This window comes from Ferribacterium limneticum, from assembly GCF_020510625.1.
In the GTDB taxonomy this organism is placed as follows: domain Bacteria; phylum Pseudomonadota; class Gammaproteobacteria; order Burkholderiales; family Rhodocyclaceae; genus Azonexus; species Azonexus limneticus_A.
Genome location: NZ_CP075191.1, coordinates 2,764,461 through 2,784,598, shown reverse-complemented (window position 1 = coordinate 2,784,598; position 20,138 = coordinate 2,764,461). Strand labels below are relative to the sequence as shown.

General features: G+C 57.9%; 20 protein-coding genes and 1 pseudogene. 17 read left to right on the top strand and 4 right to left on the bottom strand.

The window, feature by feature from the left end; all coding sequences use genetic code 11:
- Window positions 1–6: 6 nt before the first annotated feature.
- Genes ppx through KI617_RS13280 form a run of 5 tightly spaced genes read left to right on the top strand, consistent with a single transcriptional unit; the run spans window position 7 to window position 4,908 of the window.
- Complete coding sequence (gene ppx / locus KI617_RS13300; protein ID WP_226447015.1) at window positions 7–1,509, top strand: exopolyphosphatase; 1,503 nt, start codon at window positions 7–9, stop codon at window positions 1,507–1,509.
- Entirely contained in the window at window positions 1,506–2,612 is a 1,107-nt protein-coding gene (locus KI617_RS13295) for an ABC transporter permease (protein ID WP_226447013.1), read from the top strand. The genes ppx and KI617_RS13295 overlap by 4 nt, the downstream gene beginning before the upstream one ends.
- Window positions 2,609–3,364: an ABC transporter ATP-binding protein gene (locus tag KI617_RS13290; RefSeq protein WP_226447011.1), complete on the top strand. Its 756-nt coding sequence runs from the start codon at window positions 2,609–2,611 to the stop codon at window positions 3,362–3,364. The genes KI617_RS13295 and KI617_RS13290 overlap by 4 nt, the downstream gene beginning before the upstream one ends.
- A 9-nt stretch (window positions 3,365–3,373) precedes the next feature.
- A complete protein-coding gene (locus KI617_RS13285; protein ID WP_226447009.1) occupies window positions 3,374–4,300 on the top strand; it encodes an MlaD family protein in 927 nt (308 codons plus the stop codon).
- Between the two features lie 2 nt (window positions 4,301–4,302).
- The gene (locus tag KI617_RS13280) at window positions 4,303–4,908 is read left to right on the top strand and encodes an ABC-type transport auxiliary lipoprotein family protein (protein ID WP_226447007.1); all 606 of its coding nucleotides are present in this window, start codon (window positions 4,303–4,305) and stop codon (window positions 4,906–4,908) included.
- Here KI617_RS13280 and KI617_RS13275 read toward each other — a convergent pair.
- On the bottom strand, window positions 4,905–5,501 hold the full coding sequence (locus KI617_RS13275; RefSeq protein WP_226447005.1) for a TetR/AcrR family transcriptional regulator: 597 nt from the start codon (window positions 5,499–5,501) through the stop codon (window positions 4,905–4,907). The genes KI617_RS13280 and KI617_RS13275 overlap by 4 nt on opposite strands.
- Window positions 5,502–5,643: 142 nt before the next feature.
- Here KI617_RS13275 and KI617_RS13270 point away from each other — a divergent pair, with 142 nt between their 5' ends.
- The 12 genes and pseudogenes from KI617_RS13270 to KI617_RS13215 all read left to right on the top strand — a co-directional run bounded on the left by KI617_RS13270 (window position 5,644) and on the right by KI617_RS13215 (window position 16,780).
- Window positions 5,644–6,393 (top strand): electron transfer flavoprotein subunit beta/FixA family protein, encoded by a 750-nt coding sequence (locus tag KI617_RS13270; RefSeq protein ID WP_226447003.1) that lies wholly within the window; start codon window positions 5,644–5,646, stop codon window positions 6,391–6,393.
- A 13-nt stretch (window positions 6,394–6,406) separates the two neighbouring features.
- On the top strand, window positions 6,407–7,339 hold the full coding sequence (locus tag KI617_RS13265) for an electron transfer flavoprotein subunit alpha/FixB family protein (protein ID WP_226447001.1): 933 nt from the start codon (window positions 6,407–6,409) through the stop codon (window positions 7,337–7,339).
- 36 nt (window positions 7,340–7,375) lie between these two features.
- Complete coding sequence (locus KI617_RS13260; protein WP_226446999.1) at window positions 7,376–8,041, top strand: energy-coupling factor ABC transporter permease; 666 nt, start codon at window positions 7,376–7,378, stop codon at window positions 8,039–8,041.
- 43 nt (window positions 8,042–8,084) lie between these two features.
- Window positions 8,085–9,848: a type IV pilus assembly protein FimV gene (locus KI617_RS13255; RefSeq protein ID WP_226446997.1), complete on the top strand. Its 1,764-nt coding sequence runs from the start codon at window positions 8,085–8,087 to the stop codon at window positions 9,846–9,848.
- Between the two features lie 5 nt (window positions 9,849–9,853).
- Window positions 9,854–11,635 carry an acyl-CoA dehydrogenase gene (locus KI617_RS13250; protein WP_226446995.1) on the top strand — a complete coding sequence of 594 codons (1,782 nt, stop codon included), beginning with the start codon at window positions 9,854–9,856 and terminating at the stop codon, window positions 11,633–11,635.
- A 134-nt stretch (window positions 11,636–11,769) separates the two neighbouring features.
- The gene (locus KI617_RS13245; RefSeq protein ID WP_226446993.1) at window positions 11,770–12,897 is read left to right on the top strand and encodes an ISAs1 family transposase; all 1,128 of its coding nucleotides are present in this window, start codon (window positions 11,770–11,772) and stop codon (window positions 12,895–12,897) included.
- 132 nt (window positions 12,898–13,029) lie between these two features.
- On the top strand, window positions 13,030–13,413 hold the full coding sequence (rpsF, locus tag KI617_RS13240; RefSeq protein WP_226446991.1) for a 30S ribosomal protein S6: 384 nt from the start codon (window positions 13,030–13,032) through the stop codon (window positions 13,411–13,413).
- A gap of 69 nt (window positions 13,414–13,482) precedes the next feature.
- Window positions 13,483–13,767: a primosomal replication protein N gene (priB, locus tag KI617_RS13235; RefSeq protein WP_404826715.1), complete on the top strand. Its 285-nt coding sequence runs from the start codon at window positions 13,483–13,485 to the stop codon at window positions 13,765–13,767.
- Window positions 13,739–14,014, top strand: coding sequence for a 30S ribosomal protein S18 (gene rpsR / locus KI617_RS13230; protein WP_011286983.1), 276 nt, complete (start codon window positions 13,739–13,741; stop codon window positions 14,012–14,014). Before priB ends, rpsR begins: the two co-directional genes overlap by 29 nt.
- Before the next feature lie 18 nt (window positions 14,015–14,032).
- Complete coding sequence (gene rplI / locus KI617_RS13225; protein WP_226446989.1) at window positions 14,033–14,479, top strand: 50S ribosomal protein L9; 447 nt, start codon at window positions 14,033–14,035, stop codon at window positions 14,477–14,479.
- Window positions 14,480–14,545: 66 nt separating this feature from the next.
- A complete protein-coding gene (gene dnaB, locus KI617_RS13220; RefSeq protein WP_226446987.1) occupies window positions 14,546–15,955 on the top strand; it encodes a replicative DNA helicase in 1,410 nt (469 codons plus the stop codon).
- A gap of 129 nt (window positions 15,956–16,084) precedes the next feature.
- A pseudogene (locus KI617_RS13215) lies at window positions 16,085–16,780 on the top strand (IS5 family transposase).
- 22 nt (window positions 16,781–16,802) lie between these two features.
- Here KI617_RS13215 and KI617_RS13210 read toward each other — a convergent pair.
- The 3 genes from KI617_RS13210 to KI617_RS13200 all read right to left on the bottom strand — a co-directional run bounded on the left by KI617_RS13210 (window position 16,803) and on the right by KI617_RS13200 (window position 20,098).
- Window positions 16,803–18,101 (bottom strand): transglutaminase-like domain-containing protein, encoded by a 1,299-nt coding sequence (locus KI617_RS13210; RefSeq protein WP_226446985.1) that lies wholly within the window; start codon window positions 18,099–18,101, stop codon window positions 16,803–16,805.
- 80 nt (window positions 18,102–18,181) lie between these two features.
- The gene (locus KI617_RS13205; RefSeq protein WP_226446983.1) at window positions 18,182–19,609 is read right to left on the bottom strand and encodes a PhoH family protein; all 1,428 of its coding nucleotides are present in this window, start codon (window positions 19,607–19,609) and stop codon (window positions 18,182–18,184) included.
- A gap of 33 nt (window positions 19,610–19,642) precedes the next feature.
- Window positions 19,643–20,098, bottom strand: coding sequence for a peroxiredoxin (locus tag KI617_RS13200; protein WP_319004112.1), 456 nt, complete (start codon window positions 20,096–20,098; stop codon window positions 19,643–19,645).
- Between the last annotated feature and the right edge of the window lie 40 nt (window positions 20,099–20,138).

Here is a 20,138-nt window from a genome sequence, read left to right as displayed (position 1 = left end):
ACGCTAATGATTTACGAAACCGTCGCTGCCGTCGATTTGGGTTCCAATAGCTTCCGCCTGCAGGTCGGGCGTGTGGTGGATGATCAAATTTATACGCTCGATTCCCTGAAGGAATCAGTCCGTCTGGCCTCCGGCTTGATGCCCGACAAACGCCTTGATGCGGCAGCCCAGGCGCGTGCGCTGGATGCGCTGCGCCGTTTTGGCGAACGTCTGGGTGGATTGGACAAGGGGGCTGTGCGCGCAGTCGCCACGAATACCCTGCGCGTCGCCAAGAATGCGGTCGAATTTCTGCCGCTGGCGGAAGAGGCACTCGGCTTTCCGATTGAAATCATCGCCGGGCGCGAAGAGGCTCGCCTGATTTATATCGGCGCCTCGCATTCGCTGCCCATGGCTTCACACAAGCGGCTGGTCATCGATATTGGTGGCGGTTCGACCGAGTTCATCATCGGCAAGCGCCATGAGCCGCAGTTGATGGAATCGCTGTACATGGGCTGCGTCAGCTACACGCAGCGTTTCTTTCCGGATCGCCGGATCGACAAGAAACGGCTGCGCGAAGCCCAGGTGGCGGCGGCCAAGGAAATCGAACTGATCGCCCATGACTACCAGCGCCTTGGCTGGAAAGAGGCCGTTGGTTCCTCGGGTTCGGCGCGGGCGATTGCCGATGTGCTGGAACTGAACAGCATGAACCCGAACGGCGAAAGCGGCATTACGCGGGTCGGACTCGACAAGCTTTGCGCGCTGTTGATCAAGGCGGGGTCTGCCGAGGCGCTCGATCTGCCCGGCATCAAGGGTGATCGTCTGCCGGTGTTTCCGGGGGGCGTGGCTATCATGTCGGCGATTTTCGAAGAGCTCAATATCGAGCGCATGTCCTATGCCGACGGTGCCTTGCGTCTCGGCGTGCTCTACGATTTGCTCGGCCGCTTCCACCATCACGACATGCGCGATTCCACCGTGACGCAGTTCCGCCGCCGCTACCAGGTTGAAGGCGATCAGGTCGAGCGGGTGGAAACCACGGCGCTGTCGGCGCTGACCCAGTTGTCGGAAGGGGCGCCATCGGAATCGGATGTGCAGTTCCTGTCATGGGCTTGCCGTCTGCACGAAATCGGTATTTCCGTCGCCCACAATGCCTATCACAAGCACGGTGCCTACGTGCTGACCTATGCCGACATGCCGGGTTTTTCCAAGAAGGATCAGGCGCGATTGGCCATGCTGGTGCTTGGTCACCGTGGCAAGCTCGAAAAGCTGGGGGCAATCCCGGCGGAGGACAGTGCGTGGAACCTGATTTTTTGCCTGCGTCTGGCCGTTTTGCTGCACAGAACCCGCGATGATCGGGCGCTTCCGGCTTGGCGCGTCGTGCGGAGTGGCAACGGGTTCCTGCTTGAATTACCCGCCGACTGGCTGGTGGCCAATCCGTGGACTGCGGCGGCCTTTGGCGAGGAGTCCAGTGTCTGGAAGCAGATCGGGCGGGACTACATCTTCAAGTCCAAGCCGGTCAGGAAAACTGCATGAGTCAAATTCCCCGCTTGCGAGTCGAGCCGGGGAAGGTAGTGCTCTCCGGTTCCTGGACGCTTGCGGAGATGCTGCCGATGTTGTCTGTTCTGCAGGCAGAACTCACCAAGCAGTCAGCTAACACCAGGCATTGGGATTTATCGGCCGTGACGCGGCTGGATAGTGCGGCGGCGGTGCTGCTGTGGCGGACCTGGGGGGGCAGGTGGCCAGATAGCCTGGATATCGGTGCGACGCATCGCCCGGTCCTCACTCGCGTTGCTGAGTTGCCTCGCGAGATGCCGCCGCAAGCGGTGCCTCGCGTGCATTTGCCGGAGTTTGTTGGGGCGCTTCTGCTCAAGGCGCTGGCGAATTTGCGCGGCATGGTCGCGCTGTTTGGCCAATTGCTGCTTGACTGTGCCTATCTGTTTCGCCACCCGAAGGATGTGCCGTGGCGAGAGTTTACCTCCAACGTTTACAAGGCCGGCGCGTTGGCTTTGCCGGTTACCGCGCTGGTTGGCTTCCTCATTGGCGTGACCATCAGTTATCTCTCGGCGCTGCAGTTGAAGAGCTTTGGCGCCGATCTTTTCATCGTCAACATCCTCGGCATCTCGATTGTCCGCGAACTCGGGCCGGTGCTGGTGGCGGTGCTGGTGGCCGGACGCTCCGGCTCGGCGATGACGGCGCAGATTGGTGTAATGCGTGTCACCGAGGAAATCGATGCTTTGTCGACGATGGGCATCTCTCGCAGCATTCGGGTTGTTTTGCCCAAGGTGCTCGGGTTGACTGTCGCCATGCCGCTCCTGGTCTTGTGGACATCGGCGGTGGCCTTGTTTGGCGGCATGCTGGCGGCCTTGCTGCAACTCGATCTGTCGCTGATCTACTTTCTTGAAAATCTGCCCCGGGCCGTGCCGGTAGCCAACCTGTTCATCGGCCTGGGCAAAGGCTTGGTATTCGGATTTGTCATTGCGGTGGTTGCTTGCCATTTTGGCCTGCACGTCAAACCGAATACCGAAAGCCTGTCGGCCAACACGACCAGCGCGGTGGTGACGGCGATTACCTCGGTCATCCTGGCTGATGCGATTTTTGCGATCTTCACCCGGCAGATCGGGGTGCCGCAGTTATGAGTCAGGCGCCGGTCATCGAACTGAGCGGGGTATCGGCCAGTTTTCGCGGACAAATGGTGCATCGCGACCTTGCCTTGCTGGTGGATGAGGGGCAGATCGTTGGCTTGCTGGGCGGTTCCGGGAGCGGCAAGACGACGCTGCTGCGCGAAATCCTCGGCCTGCTGCGGCCGGATGCCGGTGTGGTTCGGCTGTTCGGCGTCGATCTCAACGACCCGGATGTGCTCCTGCAGCGGGATGTGCGGCGTCGTCTCGGGATGTTGTTTCAGCACGGTGCCCTGTTTTCTGCCCTGTCAGTATTCGACAACATTGCCTTCCCCTTGCGTGAATTGCGCTGCCTTGACGAGGACTGGATACGACGACTGGTCCATCTCAAGCTGGCCATGGTCGGTCTGGAGGAGTCGCACGGCAAGCTGATGCCGGCCGAGTTGTCTGGCGGGATGGTTAAGCGCGTTGCACTGGCTCGGGCGCTGGCGCTGGAGCCCGAGCTACTGCTCCTCGATGAGCCAACGGCTGGGCTTGACCCGGATCGCAGCCAGAATTTTGTCGAACTGGTCGGTAATTTGCAGCGCGAACTTGGCTTGACGGTGGTCATGGTGACGCATGACCTGCATACCCTGGCTGGGCTGGCCACCCACGTGGCGGTGCTGGCTGATCAACAGATCGTTGCCTTTGGTCCGAAGGAGGAGATCATGACGGTCGATCACCCCTTCGTCACCGGCTTTTTTGGCGCTGATCGCCGGAAACTGCTTTAATCACTAATCATGGAAAACAAGTCTCACGCCTTCGCTGCCGGACTCTTTGCCCTCATCCTTGGCCTGGCGGCCTTGCTGGCGACCTATTGGCTAAGCGGCAGTCGCGACGCGTCACGCGATTACATCGTTGTGACCAAGCAAAATATCGGTGGGCTGAATCCTCAGGCGCAGGTTCGCTATCGGGGTATCCGGGTTGGCAAGGTTAGCGATATTCGCCTCGATCCGGACGACTACAGCAATATCCTGGTGACCATTTCTGTCAATGAAGACGTGCCGCTGACCACCGGGACTGTGGCCAAGCTGAATTATCAGGGGGTTACCGGGTTGGCTCACATCCTGTTGCTGGAGACCGGCAAGGACATGGCGCCTCTGGAGCCTGATGGCGATAATTTGCCACGTATCGCGATGATTCCATCGCTCCTCGATGAACTCGGCGAAACCGGGGCAGCCACGCTGAAGCAGGCTCGACAGATGATGGCGAGTGCCAATGAATTGCTCAGCGTAGAAAATCGGGCGCATCTGACGGCGACACTGGCTAACCTGGAGGCCGCATCCAGCAGCATGAAACCGGCGCTGGAAAACCTCAATGTGACGCTGGTCCAGATGAATAAATTATTGAATGACCGCAACGTCAAACAACTTTCCCAGGCGGCAGGGGAGGTCGGACCGCTACTCAGCGATACCCGCATTCTGATCGGCAAGATGCAGCTTGCCACTGACAAGCTGGATGTCGCCATCGGCGATGCTTCGGCCGGCGGAACCTCGGCGCTGATGCCTCGCTTGAATGAGCTGGCGGTAGATTTTTCGATGACTTCGCGGCAACTGAGCCGGGTTCTGCGCATTCTTGAAGATACGCCACAAGGCCTGGTTTTTGGCGCACCAGCTCAGGCACCCGGTCCGGGCGAAACCGGTTTTAACCCGAACGCGGGGAAATAAAAATGCGCTGGCTTGCTGCCATCCTGTTCTGTCTTTGTCTCTCGGCTTGCTTCACTTCTGGCAAGCGGGGCGGTGAAAGCCCGCTGGCGATTTATGACTTCGGGCCGGCGCCATCAAGCCTGCTTCCCGTGCCCCGCAAACAGCCAATTGCCCTGGAGGTGCGGGCGCCGCTGTGGTTCGATTCGCTGGGGATCGACTACCGCCTGGCTTATGTCGATGCCGCCCGCTTGCGCGAATATGCCCGGGCTCGCTGGGCTGGGCCGCCCGCACAGATGATCCAGCAGCGCTTGTCGCAACAGCTCGGCTATGTCGTGGCTGGGCAGGGGCAGACCCGTTGTCTGGTCCGTGTCGAAGTTACGGAATTCAGTCAGGTTTTTGCCATGGCTGAAAGTAGTCGCGGGGTTCTGCAGGGGCGGATTTTGCTGCTCGATCGTTCGCGTCGGCAGGTGGCGGAACTGGCTTTGAATCTTGAAAAACTGGCACCGTCGCCAGATGCGCGTGGTGGTGTGGAGGCTTTGACGCTCACGGTCGAGCAAATGGCTATCGACCTGCTTGCCTGGGAAAAACAGCTAGCCGCAGGCGAGGTTGCCAGAGCGTGCTTCAGTTAGCTGGAAACAATCCGCTCGGCAATGCGTTGCTTGAGGTCGGCAAGGTTGTCGTCGAAATGCGTGTAATGCATCAGCGACAAGCCGAAAACACAGGCGTAGAGCAGCAGGCTACGGCTCTTGGCCTCGGCATCCGACATGCCGGCAGCAACGAACAGCTTGCGCGTACATTCCAGGCGATAGAGGTCGACGGCTTCGACGATTGCGGCGGCCTGGGCATCGTGTCTTGCCCAGTCGCGTACCGCCAACTCGATCGACATTCCCTTGCGGTTGCGGCTGGCGCCGTAAACTTCGATCGCGTAATGGAGCTGGTCGCGTTCGTTGCCGGGGGTGACTGCCGTTGTCTTTTCAATGTCGCGGATACGGCCAAGTTTCCACTGCTCCAAAACCGCGTCGAGCAGTGCCTGCCTATCCTTGAAGTGCCAGTAGAAACTGCCCTTGGTGACACCACAACGCTTGGCCAGCACTTCGACGCGCAAGCCGCTGATACCTTCCTTGGCGAGGAGGTCGTTAGCCACTTCTACCCAGCGATCCGGGTCGAGCTGAGTGCGCGTTGCAGTCGTCCGTTTGCGGGGTTTGACCGATGTGGTTTTCATTGAGGGCTTGACAGGTTTGTTTTCCATACGCTACCGTATGCTTTTCCATACGACACAGTATGGTCATTGTGCTGATTGAGTAGTTGTCTGTCAAACGGATGTCACAGTTTAGAAAATCTAACCGAGTAAAAGGAGAAGGCTTGTGAAGATACTGGTTCCGGTGAAACGGGTAGTTGATTACAACGTAAAGGTTCGCGTCAAGGCGGATGGTTCGGGTGTTGATCTGGCCAACGTCAAGATGAGCATGAACCCGTTTGACGAAATCGCCGTCGAAGAAGCGGTACGTCTGAAGGAAGCCGGCGTGGCGACCGAAGTGATCGCAGTTTCCTGCGGTGTCGCTGCCTGTCAGGAAACCCTGCGTACGGCCATGGCGATTGGTGCCGATCGTGGCATCCTGGTCGAGACCGATGTTGAACTCCAGCCGCTGGCCGTCGCCAAGCTGCTCAAGGCCCTGTGCGACAAAGAGCAACCGCAACTCGTCGTCTGCGGCAAGCAAGCCATCGATGATGATGCCAACCAGACTGGCCAGATGCTTGCCGCCCTGCAAAACTGGCCGCAAGCCACGTTTGCCTCCAAGGTCGTCATCGCTGACGGCAAGGCAACGGTTACCCGCGAAATCGATGGCGGCCTCGAAACCCTGGCGATCAGCCTGCCGGCCGTCGTGTCGACCGACCTGCGCTTGAATGAGCCGCGCTATGCCACGTTGCCGAACATCATGAAGGCCAAGAAGAAGCCGCTTGAGACTGTCAAGCCGGCAGATCTCGGTGTCGATGTCGCGCCGCGCCTGACCACGCTCAAGGTTAGTGAACCGGCCAAGCGCAGTGCCGGTGTCAAGGTGGCCGATGTGGCCGAACTCGTGAACAAGCTTCGCAATGAAGCGAAAGTGATCTAAGGGGAGATAGACCATGACCATTCTCGTTATTGCCGAACACGATCAGCAGAGCCTCAAGGCCGCTACCCTCAATACCGTCGCTGCCGCACAAAAGATTGGTGGCGAAATCCATGTGCTGGTGGCGGGTGCCAATTGCAGTGCCGCAGCCCAGCAGGCTGCCGGTCTGCAAGGCGTTGCCAAGGTCAAGGTGGCCGATGCAGCGCATTACGAATCACAGACTGCCGAGAACCTGACAGCGCTGGTTGTTGCCAATGCCGCCGGTTACACCCACATCCTGGCGCCGGCCACGACCTTCGGCAAGAACCTGCTGCCGCGCGTCGCCGCCTTGCTCGATGTGGCTCAGATCTCCGAAATCAGCGGCATCGAATCGGCCGATACGTTCATTCGCCCGATCTACGCCGGCAACGCACTGGCGACGGTCAAGAGTGCCGATCCGGTCAAGGTCATCACCGTGCGGACGACTGCCTTCGATGCCGTCGCCACCGGTGGTTCGGCTACCGTTGAAGCAATCGCCGCGGCAGCCGATACAGCGCAATCCCAACTCCAAAACAGAGAACTCACCAAGTCCGAGCGTCCGGAACTCGGCGCCGCCAAGATCATCGTTTCCGGTGGTCGCGGTCTGGGTAGCGGTGAAAACTATCACAAGCTGCTTGAGCCGCTTGCCGACAAGCTGGGCGCCGCCCTCGGTGCTTCCCGTGCTGCAGTCGACGCCGGTTTCGTGCCGAACGACTATCAGGTCGGCCAGACCGGCAAGATCGTTGCGCCGCAACTTTATATAGCCGTTGGTATTTCGGGCGCAATCCAGCATTTGGCCGGTATGAAGGATTCCAAGGTGATCGTTGCGATCAACAAGGATCCTGATGCTCCAATCTTCCAGGTGGCGGACTACGGTTTGGTTGGCGATCTGTTTGAAGTGGTGCCGCAACTGGTCGGGGCGGTCGGCTAACACCCCAAATCCGGAGGCTGGCACTAGAATAGCGGTGTGAATCTGCCGGATAACTTGCTGGGCGAAGCGTGGTACTGGGCGGCTTGGGTCGTCTGGCTACTATTCTTCGCCCGCAGTATTTTTCGGGCTCCCTGGGGGCGGCTCAAGGATTCCGATCAACTGAACGTCTGGCTGGGCATGATCGTCTTGCTGACCCTGATCTGGAGCCTTAAAGCGGGGGTCAAGCCGGGGCTGGGGTTTCATCTGCTCGGCGCCACGGTATTTACCTTGAGTTTCGGCCCGCATCTGGCCTTCATCGGGTTATCGCTGGTTGTCGCAGGGATTACCTTGAACGGGGCTGCGGGGCCATTCGCCTATGTGCTGAATGCGCTCTTGTTGGCGGGGGGCGGTGTTGGATTGAGTCACGCGCTATATCGCGTCCTTTCCGGTGTGCTGCCCAAGCATTTTTTTGTCTATATTTTCGTCAACGGTTTTCTCTGTGCTGCCTTGACGATTATCGGTGTCGGATTCTGTGCCTCACTGCTGCTTGCGCTGGCTGGTGCCTACGACTGGGATTACCTGTTCAGCGAGTATTTTCCCTATTTTCTACTGCTGGGTTTCTCGGAGGCCTGGCTGTCGGGAATGATGATGACGCTTTTCGTGGTTTACCGACCGAATTGGGTTGTTACATTTGATGATTCCCGTTATCTGTCGGGGAAATAGCAGCTACAATTCTGACAATTTTATGTCATTAAAGGCAGTTTCCTTGGATCGCTTGGTATTTCGCTATTCCGCGTCGCTCTGCATGCTGGTCCTGTCCGGGAGTGTTGCGGCTGTTGGCCTTGGCGAACTGCGCGGACAGCCAGTCCTCGGAAACAGTATTCGGCTTGAAATCGCGCTTCTGGGCACGGAGAAGCAGCCGCTTGATGCAGCCTGCTTTCGTCTTGTTCAGCCTGAAGGTTCCAGCGATCTGCCCTGGTTGAAAAAGGCCAGTCTGAGCATCCGCAAGGGTGTTCCACCGCTGCTCGAAATCCGTTCTGAAGCCCCTCTACGGGAGCCGATTCTCCAGTTGGCGATCCAGCTTGGCTGCGGGCATGAGATTTCCCGTGATTATATTGTGATGGCTTCGCCGGCACGGGAAGGTGCCACGCTGGTCGCAGAGCCTCGCCCGGATCATGCCGAAGCACCTGTCGCCTCAACCCCCGTGCGGAAAACAGTACGAAATCGCCCGGTGATGCCGATTGCTGTCGAGCCTCCCGCCAAGCTTTTGCCGCGGAAATCCGAGAGGCGCTCGGCTGAGAAAGGGCTCCCGGATCGCTTGATGCTTTCGGGAGCTGCCGATGTCGGCGAGCCTTCATTGCGATTGGCGACCGAGCTCTTGCTTGGAGCGGGGGCGAAGGAGGCGCAGCGCGAAATTCTGCGTCTTGAGTTCCGGATGCTGCTGGCCATGCATGAACAGGCCACTTCGCAAATGGCGGTGGCCGAGAAGCTCCGTAACATGGAGGGGACGCTGGGCGAACTCCAGCAGCGGGCTGGAGAGTTTGCCCAGCGAGTCGAGAAGGAAGGGGGGGTACCTGTCCCTTCGGTGCCTGCCGTTGTCGTGCAGCCTCAGGCACTCGCCGTACCGGAAGCCAACATCCCGGTCCGGCCGCAGCCGAATTTACCAGCTCCTGTAGTCAAGGAATCCTCTGGGCCGACAGAGTGGGGTGTTTACGGCGTTCTGCTCGGGGTTGTGCTTGGACTTGCCGGCTGGTTTGGCTGGCGAAAGTACCGCGAACGTCAGCAGGAATTCGCTGAGATTGAGCCACAGACTCATGTGCCGGAAGTGCGAGTTGATCCGCAGCGGGCTGAGGAGAACGAAGAGCTTGGCGGCATCGATCTGCCTTTCGAGGCAGCAGCGATGGGCATGCCCATGCAGGTCGATGTCGAGCTTGATGCCAAGGATGATGTTGCCCCGGCCACTTCACCGGAGCCAGAGAGGTCGCCGGCGCATCCGCAAGATTCGATCTTGTCGATTAATGCCACAACCCTGGACGAGCATTTTGAAGCCAATCCGGTTATGGAGCTGGCAGACATCATGCTTTCCTTCGGGCGGGTGAAGGGGGCGGCCCAGGCGCTCCAGGAATTTATCGACCACAACCCTCAGGAAGCACTGCAGCCATGGATTCGCCTGATGGATGTCTATCGCATGGCGGGCATGCGTGCTGAATTTGAAAATGTTGCGCGCAATCTGAATCTGAATTTCAACGTCGAGGTGCAAAGCTGGGACAGTACCAAGTCGGCTTTGAGCGCTAATTCTTCGGAAGACATGGCTGATCTGCCGCTTGGTCCTCGGCCGCAGTCTCTTGAAGACTTGCCGCGCCTTTTGCAAACCGTGCTCGAACTTTGGGAGTCTGGCGACGTCGTCGGATATTTGTACCAGTTGTTGCGTGACAACCGCGGCGGTCAGAGGCAGGGTTTTGCCTTACCTGTCGTTGAGGATATTTTGTTCCTGATTGAGCTGAAAGAAACTTCTAACCGAATGGAATAGATCTGATGAGCGAATATATTGCCCCCCTGAAAGATATCCGTTTTGTCATGCAGGATCTGGCTGGTCTTGACCAGGTCGTGTCCTTGCCGGGATGCGAAGAGGCGTCGCCGGATGTGGTCGATGCCATTCTTGAGGAAGCGGCAAAGTTTTCCGGTGAGGTCTTGTCGCCGCTCAATCGTGTCGGTGACCGAGATGGTGCCAAGTGGAAAGACAAGGTTGTCACTACATCGCCTGGCTTCAAGGAGGCCTACCGGCAGTTTGTCGATAACGGCTGGAACGGCATTGGTTGCGACCCGGAATTTGGAGGCCAGGGGCTGCCCAAATTGCTATCCACGGCGGTCAGCGAAATGTGGAAAAGTGCCAACCATGCGTTCTCGCTCTGTCCGATGCTGACGCAGGGGGCAATCGAAGCACTGATGATCGCCGGAACCGACGAACAGAAAGCGGCGTATCTGCCGAATCTGGTCTCCGGTGAATGGACCGGGACGATGAACCTGACCGAACCTTCAGCAGGCTCCGATCTGGCGGCGGTGCGTAGTCGCGCCGAGCCAGTTGGTGACGGCACCTTCAAGATATTCGGTCAGAAAATCTTCATCACCTACGGCGAGCATGACATGACGGACAACATTGCCCATCTCGTGCTGGCGCGGACGCCCAACGCACCGGAAGGCGTCAAGGGTATCTCGCTGTTCGTGGTGCCCAAGTTCTTGCTCAAGGCGGATGGCTCGCCGGGTAAGCGCAATGACGTCTATTGCGTATCCATTGAGCACAAATTGGGGATTCATGGTAGCCCGACTGCGGTGCTAGCTTTTGGCGACAACGGTGGCGCGATCGGCACACTGGTCGGCGAGGAAAATCGTGGCCTAGAATACATGTTCATCATGATGAACGCAGCCCGCTTCAACGTTGGCCTTGAAGGCCTGGGCGATGCCGAGCGTGCCTATCAGCGTGCCGCCGTCTATGCCAAGGAGCGCGTCCAGGGCACGGAAGTGGGTGTCAGGGGCGGCCCGAAGGTGCCAATCATCAAGCACCCGGATGTCCGTCGCATGCTGATGTCCATGCGTTCGCGGATCGAAGCCATGCGTGCCTTGGCTTATGTAACCGCCGCCGCGCAAGACAACGCACATGGCAATCCTGATGAAGCAGAGCGCAAGAAGGCGCAGGCCTTTGCCGATCTGTTGATTCCTGTCGTCAAGGGCTGGAGTACCGAGAGCGCTATCGATATCGCTTCGCTCGGCGTGCAGGTGCATGGCGGCATGGGCTATATCGAGGAAACCGGCGCCGCCCAGCATCTGCGCGATGCACGTATCACGGCGATCTACGAGGGAACAACGGCCATTCAGGCCAACGACCTGATCGGTCGCAAGATCGCCCGTGAAAAAGGCGTGACGATCAAGGGTGTAATTGCCGAAATGCGCTCTGCTGCTGCGCAACTGGATGGGGAGTTCGCATTGATCGGGGTTCGCCAGAAGGCGGCAGTCGATGCCCTGGAAAAAGCAGTCGACTGGCTTGTCGCCAATTTCGCTACCGAGCCAAAAGCCGCGCATGCAGGTGCGGTACCCTTCCTGCATCTGTTCGGTATTGTTGCCGGTGGCTGGCAAATGGGCCGTGCGGCAGTGATTGCCCGGGTGAAGATTGCTTCCGGTGAAACAGATCCCTTCTGGGCAAGCAAGTTGGCGACAAGCCGATTCTTTGCCGATCATTTCCTGACCCAGGCGCAGGGCTTGGCCGAGTCTGTGGTGGCGGGGGCAGCTGGTGGGCTGGAAATTCCTGACGACTGTTTCTAGCAGTCATTCACAGGGCAATCGCATGAATGACACTGTCGTGAACACCTGAAATTGTGGTTTACGATCAATAGATTGCAAGGGGGCTGTTCACTGCACTCTGAATTGTGTAGTTTTCTGTCTTTTGGGAGCGATCCATGGAGACGGAAGGCAGGCTGCGTGTGGCGGACGTATTTGTCGGCATTCGTGACCCACGGCAAGCCAGGAAAGTTGAACACGATCTGGTAGAACTGCTGGTGATTGCCGTATGCGGCGTTCTGGCGGGGGCCGACGACTTTGTCGAGATTGAAGAATGGGCCAAAGAAAAGCACGACTGGTTCAGGCTGTATCTGCGCCTTGAGCATGGCATTCCCTCGCACGACACCTTCGGCCGGGTCTTTGCGACGATTGATGCCGAAGCATTTGGCGCAGCCTTCCGGCGCTGGGTGAGCAGCATTGCCCCCAATCTGGAGAAGGATGAAGTTGTCGCCCTGGATGGCAAGACCAGTCGGCGCTCAGGAAAGATGGATGGCACACCACTGCACCTGGTCAGTGCCTTTGCTGCCGGCGCAGGCTTGGTGCTGGGACAGCGGGCGACCGCCGCAAAATCGAACGAGAAGACGGCGATTCCCGAGTTACTGGCCACCCTGGCTCTGGAAGGCTGCATCGTTACTATCGACGCCATGGGAACCCAGCCGAGCATTGCCCAGGCGATTCGAAATCGGGGAGCTGATTACATCCTGTCGCTCAAAGACAACCAACCGACCTTGGTCGAGTCGGTGCAGGATTTCTTTGCGGCATTCCAGACCGCTCCCGACAAAACGCCCCATCGATTCGATGAGGTCGTGGAAAAGGATCATGGCCGACTCGAAGTGCGCCGCTGCTACGCCTTCGATCAACTCGACTGCCTACATGCCCCGGAACGCTGGCCGGACTTGAAGTCGTTTGCCGCGATTGCTTCCGAACGAACAATCAAGGGCAAGACGATGATCGAGCATCGGTTCTACATCAGCAGTCTGCCAGCGGATGCGGCACGGCTGAATCAGGCGGTGCGCCAGCACTGGCGGGTGGAAAATAGTCTGCATTGGTGCATGGACGTAGCCTTCGCTGATGACCAGATGCGTGCCCGGACCGGGAATGCCGCTCATAACTTCGCGGTCATGCGACATATCGCCTTGAATCTCATCCGTCTCGACCCTGTCAAGCGCAAAGGCGGACTCAAGGTACGGCGCCTCATCGCCGCAACTTCCGATACTTATCGCGCTGAGCTTCTCGGTCTTATATAAGATTCATGCGATTGCCCTGCAGTCATTCATTAGCTTTCTCCAAAAGCCCAGGATTGTTGTTATAATCTTGGGCTTTTCCACCTTGCCCTACCGCACCCGCATGGCGGAGGGTTTATCCCAAAAGGAGATTGCATGCGCCATTACGAAATCTGCTTTATCGTCCATCCGGACCAAAGCGAACAAGTGCCCGGCATGGTAGAGCGCTATCGCGCCATCGTTACTGCCAAGAACGGTACGATTCATCGTCTGGAAGACTGGGGCCGCCGTCAACTGGCTTACCCGATCCAGAAGATCCACAAGGCTCACTACGTTCTGATGAACATCGAGTGCGACGGCGAAACGCTGAACGAACTCGAACATTCGTTCAAGTTCAACGACGCCGTACTGCGCCACCTCACCGTCAAGATGAAGGCGGCTGTGACGACTCCTTCCCCGATGATGAAGGAAGAGAAGTCCAAGTCCATGATGCCTGGTGATGCCGCTCCGGCTGCACCGGTTGAAACGGCTGCTGCTTAAGCATATTTGTACGGGAATTAACGGCTGAACTGTCTCACTCTCTCCGGAATACTGGTCGAACGCAAAGCTTTGCGCTATACGCCAGCCGGAGTTCCGGTCAGTGAAGGAAAGCTGCAACACAGCTCCTCGCAGATCGAAAGTGGGGCAGAGCGCTTGGTAGAACTTGAAATCGCTGTCCTGGCCTTGGGTGAAAACGCCCGCTGGCTGCAAGCAGCTCCTCTCGGAGGCACTGTCAAAGTGACCGGATTTCTTGCAGCCAAGAGCCTCAACAGCCGAACACCCGTGCTACATGTGAATACACTCGAATTTTTGGAAGGAAACGAAAATGGCTCGATTCTTCAAGAAGAAGGATGACGACAAGAAAAAGAAGCGCGGTGGCGGCCTGTTCAAGCGTCGCAAGTTCTGCCGCTTCACGGCTGAAAAGGTCGAACAGATCGACTACAAGGATGTGGATGTCCTGAAGGAATTTATCCAGGAAAACGCCAAGATCATGCCGGCTCGTCTGACCGGCACCAAGGCCGGCTACCAGCGCCAGCTGGGCACCGCTATCAAGCGCGCCCGCTTCATGGCACTGCTGCCGTATACCGACAACCATCAATAATTTTCGGGGAGACGAAACATGCAAATCATTCTGCTCGAAAAGGTTGTTAACCTTGGTAACCTCGGCGACATCGTCAAGGTCAAGGACGGCTACGCCCGTAATTTCCTGATTCCGCAACGTATGGCCAAGCGTGCTACGCCGGCTGCCATGGCTGAGTTCGAAGCTCGCCGCGCTGAACTGGAAAAGCTGGCTGCTGAGAAGCTGGCCGCTGCTCAAGGTGTTGCTGACAAGATGAACGGCACCGTCGTTACCGTGGCTCGTAAGGCCGGTATGGATGGCCGTTTGTTCGGTTCCGTGGGTAATGCCGACATCGCCGATGCCCTGAAGGCTGCCGGCTTCGTGGTCGACAAGTCTGCTGTCCGCATGCCGGAAGGTCCGCTCAAGGCAATCGGCGAGTTCCCGCTTGACGTTGCCCTACACACCGACGTGCTGGCAAACATTACCGTGGCGATCGTCGCCGAGTAATTCCGGCAACGTCTCACGACAAAAGGCCTCGCAGTAGCGAGGCCTTTTTACTTTAAACTTCAGAACATGAACCAACGTCCTCAGAAACCCCGTATTCCCGATTCCACGCTGGACCACTTGCGCGTTCCGCCGCATTCGATCGAGGCTGAACAATCGATCCTTGGTGGCTTGTTGCTTGATAATCAGGCCTGGGACCGGATGGGCGATATGCTGACCGATGCCGATTTCTATCGCGATGAGCATCGGCGTATCTTTCGGCAGATTCGAAATCTGCTGGAAAAAGCTAAACCGGCTGACGTGGTTACGGTGGCAGAAGCGTTGGATGCGGCGGGTGAGGGAGAGCAGACGGGTGGCTTGGCTTATCTCGGTGAGCTGGCGGCGAATACGCCATCGGCGGCCAACATCAAGCGCTATGCCGAAATCGTTCGCGAGCGCTCCGTATTGCGCCAGTTGGTGGCGACTGCCGACGAAATTGCAGCCGATGCTCTGAATCCGCTCGGTCGGGATGCTGAAACGCTGCTTGACGAGGCCGAGTCAAAAATCTTCAAGATTGCTGAAGCCGGTGCTGGTCATAATGAAGGCTTCGTGCACATCAACCCCTTGCTCACCCAGGTGGTCGAGCGTATCCAGGAACTGCATGATCGCGATAACCCTTCCGATATCACTGGTGTGCCGACGGGATTCATCGATCTGGACCAGAAGACTTCGGGCTTTCAACCGGGCGATCTGATTATTGTGGCAGGGCGCCCTTCGATGGGTAAGACCGCCTTTGCCTTGAATATTGCCGAGAATGTCGCAGTCGAATCGGGTTTGCCGGTTGGCGTGTTCTCCATGGAAATGGGCGGGGCCCAGTTGGCCATGCGGATGCTGGCCTCAATTGGCCGCTTGAACTCCCAGAGCCTGAGAACGGGCCGGATGAGCGACGAAGAATGGTCCAAGTTGTCGTTTGCGTTGGGCAAGTTGCATGAGGCACCAATCTATATCGATGAGACGGGTGGCTTGAGTCCTGCCAACCTGCGGGCGCGGGCGCGACGCCTGGCGCGCCAGTATGGCGGCAAGCTTGGCTTGCTGGTTATCGACTACATCCAGCTGATGTCGGGTAACCGCCAGGGCGAAAACCGGGCGACGGAAGTGTCCGAGATTTCACGCTCGATCAAGTCACTGGCCAAGGAGTTGCAGGTGCCGATCGTTGCCCTGTCCCAGCTTTCCCGGAAGGTCGAGGAGCGTAACGACAAGCGCCCGATGATGTCCGACTTGCGCGAATCCGGCGCTATCGAGCAGGATGCTGACGTGATCCTGATGATGTACCGCGATGAGTACTACAACAAGGATAGCCAGGACAACAAGGGCATGGCCGAAGTGATCATCGGCAAGCAGCGTAACGGCCCGACCGGGACCGTACGCATGGCCTTCATTGGCGAATACACCCGTTTCGAGAATCTGGCGAGTGGCGGGTTTGTCGATTCCCAGAACTAGAGTGTGTGGACATTTGTGATTAAGGGGCTGTTCACAAAGGGCTGATTGTGTTTACATCCTGTCTTTTGGATTGATGACGGGATACCGAGATTGCTGTTACGTGACGACCAATGGCTACGAATCGAGCCGATGCTGCACGGCAAGGCTGGGGACCGTGGCCGCAGTGGCGCAGATAATCGTTTGTTTGTCGAAGCGGTTCTCTGGATGGCAAGAACCGGCGCTCCCTGGCGTGACCTCCCCGTTGCCTTTGGACCTTGGAATACAGCCTTCCGGCGCTTCTCGCGTTGGGCGGACAAAGGCGTCTGGCAGGCCCTTTTTACCAAGCTTTGCGAAGATGCAGACTTTGAGGAAGTGTTTCTCGACAGCACGATTGTGCGGGCGCACCAGCACGCCGCCGGCGCACCCAAAAAAACGGGCAACAAAGTCTTGGCCGTTCTCGTGGGGGCCTGAGCACCAAGATTCATGCGGCGGTTGATGGGCTGGGCAATCTGGCGCGCTTCAGACTGACAGATGGCGAACGACACGACATCACCGAAGCAGCCAATCTCATTGATGGCATGGTAAACGTCGGTGCTGTCGTGGCCGACAAGGCGTTTGACGCCACCAGCCTCATTGACTGCATCGAGGCAGGCGGTTATTCCGCCAAAGGCCAATCGGAAGGTGCTCAGAAGCTATGACAAACATGTCTATAAAAGTCGAAATCTCATCGAGAGGTTCTTTGCTCGCCTGAAACAGTTTTGCCGTATCGCTACGCGCTACGACAAACTCGATATCCGGTTTGAAGCATTCATTTCCATCGCCGCCGCTCTAATTTGGCTCGCCTGATTGTCCACACACCCTAGTCAGGTTAGAGGACGACCTGGCGGGTTTTGATGCTGTATTGAATGGCGGCTGAGTTGCTTCCGTCATAACGGCTGCCGGCAGATTCCATCTGCGGGAAAAGCAGAAAAGGCATCGCACTATTTTTGCCAGGCAGTGTGACGTCCGTGCCAAGATTGAATGCAATCCAGTTCATTTCCCAGACGCCAAACAGGATTTTCCGCAGCGAAATGAGCTTGCTGTCCCGGTCGGAAAGGGCTTCCATGGCAATCGTGCGTCGAACGTCACTGGGGTCGACCGGAATCCAGCCATAACCCGGGACGTAGAATTCGGCGCGGACATGTTGGCCGCGGGTCGCATCGTCACCGCTCAGGCCGAGGCCGCGGAAAAGCCGGGATGATCCCGTGCGCAAACCATAAACGCAACGGGCCGGAATGCCGATGGCTCGACAGATGGCGACGAAGAGGCCATTAATGTCAGCCGAGCGCCCACCGTATTGCCCTTGAATCAATTGACGACGAACGTCCCCGGTGCCGCAGCCGGGCAGGCTGGGATCATAGATGGAGTTGTCGACGACCCAGTCGTAGATAGCCTTGGCCTGCGCGACAGGGTCCTTGATCCGGCCGAGGATACGTTCGCCGAGCTGGAAGGCGAGCCCATCATTGGGGATCAGTTTCGATGCCTGCAGATTGCGGCGCAGGATGTCGTCGCGTTCCGGCGCTACGGTTCGCTTCGTGACATCGAAATGCCGGTCTGCTGTCGTAACCAGCGTCGTTAGCTGTAGCTTGGCGTCGCCACTATCCGGCCATTCGCAATAGAAGACCTCAAGGTCGCCATCCGGCAGGCGGCGCATGCCGGCATTGGCCGGATTGCCCGCCCAGGAGTGACCAAGGGTGCGTTGAAAGAGCGTGTCCTGGTTGAGCGGCAAGGGAAGCCAGAGTTTGCTTGAGCCGCTGCTGCCCTTCAGGTTGACGGTGGTGGTGATCTCGTAGGTGCGCCATTCCGAAGGGGGCTCAGGCGCCCTGACGGGAGGAAGCCTGGAGGCGCTGGTGCCTTGCGGAGGACGTTCGATGACCGGATCGTCGGCTGTGTGGGCAACGGGTTCCTGAGGTCGGTAAGTGATCTTCCCCTTATTGAGGCGATCAGGTTTTGCCCCGGACTTTTTTGCAGATCTTCCAGCTGCAGATTTCCCGGCGGCACCAGTTTTCTTGGTGCTGCCCGATGAATTCTGTGCTGTGCTGGTCTTGGCCTGCTTTTTGACGGCCCAGGCGTCAGAGGCAAATAGCGAGAGTGCGGCGGCTGATGCTAGAAAATCGCGACGTTTCAAGTGACTCCTCCGGCGGAATTAATCCGTGGCTGAAACGAAAAGGCCGTGTCACTGACACGGCCCCTTAATTAATGAAGCGATTATAGCACTTCGGCGGCGTGGTCAGCCAGACGGGAACGCTCACCACGTTGTAACGTAATGTGACCAGAGTGCGGCCAGCCTTTGAAACGATCGACGACGTAAGTCAGGCCGGAGCTGCCTTCGGTCAGGTAGGGCGTGTCGATCTGGGCAATATTGCCCAGACAGACCACCTTGGTGCCCGGGCCGGCACGGGTAACCAGCGTTTTCATCTGCTTTGGCGTCAGGTTTTGCGCCTCGTCGATGATCAGGTATTTCTTCAGGAAGGTGCGGCCACGCATGAAGTTCATCGACTTGACCTTGATCCGCGAGCGGATGATGTCGTTTGTAGCTGCCTTGCCCCATTCTCCCCCGTAGGGGCCGCTGTTGTTCTCGTCGCTATGGGTCAGGACATCCAGATTGTCTTCAAGAGCACCCATCCACGGAGCCATCTTTTCTTCCTCGGTGCCGGGCAGGAAGCCGATGTCCTCGCCGACCGGGACCGTCACCCGGGTCATGATGATTTCGGCAAAACGCTTGCTTTCGAGTACCTGTGTCAGGCCGGCGGCCAGCGTCAGCAGGGTCTTGCCGGTACCGGCCTGGCCGAGCAGCGTGACGAAGTCGATATCCGGATTCATCAGCAGGTTCAGCGCGAAGTTCTGTTCGCGGTTGCGGGCGGTAATTCCCCAGATGGCATTCTTCGGGTGGGTGTAATCGACCAGTGTTTCCAGCACCGCAGTCTTGCCGGCGGTTTCCTTGACGATGGCGGTGAAGCTGTCGCTTTCCAGCCAGACGAATTCATTGACCAGCAGTTGCGAGCCGAGCGGGCCGGTGACCTTATAGTAAGTTTTACTTTCCTTCTTCCAGGACTCCATACCCTTGCTGTGCTTGTCCCAGAAGTTGTCGGGCAGAGCGCGGGTACCGGTGTAGAGGATGTCGGTATCCTCGAGCACCTTGTCGTTGAAATAGTCTTCAGCCAACAGGTTGAGGGCGCGCGACTTGATGCGCATGTTGATGTCTTTCGACACCAGGATGACCGGGCGTTTCGGGAATTTCTTCTGCAGGTGGATGACCACCGACAGGATCTGGTTATCAACCTTGGAGGTCGGCAGACCCTGCGGCAGTTCGGCGCTGATGGCTTCCGTCTGCAGGTACAACCGGCCGCTCGCCAGCTTGCTGGAGGGGCCGTAGAGATCGATGCCTTCATCGATATCGACATCATCGTGCGCCAGCATCTCGTCGAGCATGCGCGAGGCCTGGCGGGCATTGCGGGCAATTTCCGTCATGCCCTTCTTGTGGTTGTCGAGTTCCTCCAGCGTCATGATCGGGATGAAGACGTCGTGTTCCTCGAAGCGGAACAGGCAACTGGGATCGTGCATCAGCACGTTGGTGTCGAGAACGAAGATTTTGGTAACGGCGGGCTTCTTGATGGCTGCGGGCTTGCGCGGCATGGAGTGGGCCTTTGGTCGGGGTGGGGAAAGGGTTTAAAGGGTTTTGACGAAATCAAGCACTTCCTGGACGTGGCCGGGCACTTTGACACCGCGCCATTCGCGGCGCAGGACGCCGCTCTGGTCGATGACGAAGGTGCTTCGCTCCACGCCCCTTACCTGTTTGCCGTACATATTTTTCATTTTCATGACAGCGAACAGGTTGCAGACGGTTTCATCGGTATCGGAACCGAGTTCGAAGGGGAATTCCTGTTTGGCCTTGAAGTTTTCGTGTGACTTCAGGCTGTCGCGGGAAATGCCGAGTATTACAGCGTTTGCAGCAGAAAACTGAGCGTGCAGATCGCGGAAGTTTTGACCTTGGGTGGTGCAACCTGGGGTGCTGTCCTTGGGGTAGAAATAGATGACCACTATTTTTCCGGCCTGGGCGGCCAGGTTGAAGCATGTGCCACTGGTGGCGGGCAGGGAAAAGTCGGGGAGTTTGGTATCGAGCATGCGGATGCCTCTGTGTTGTGGTGTTTGAGGCATTGTGGGC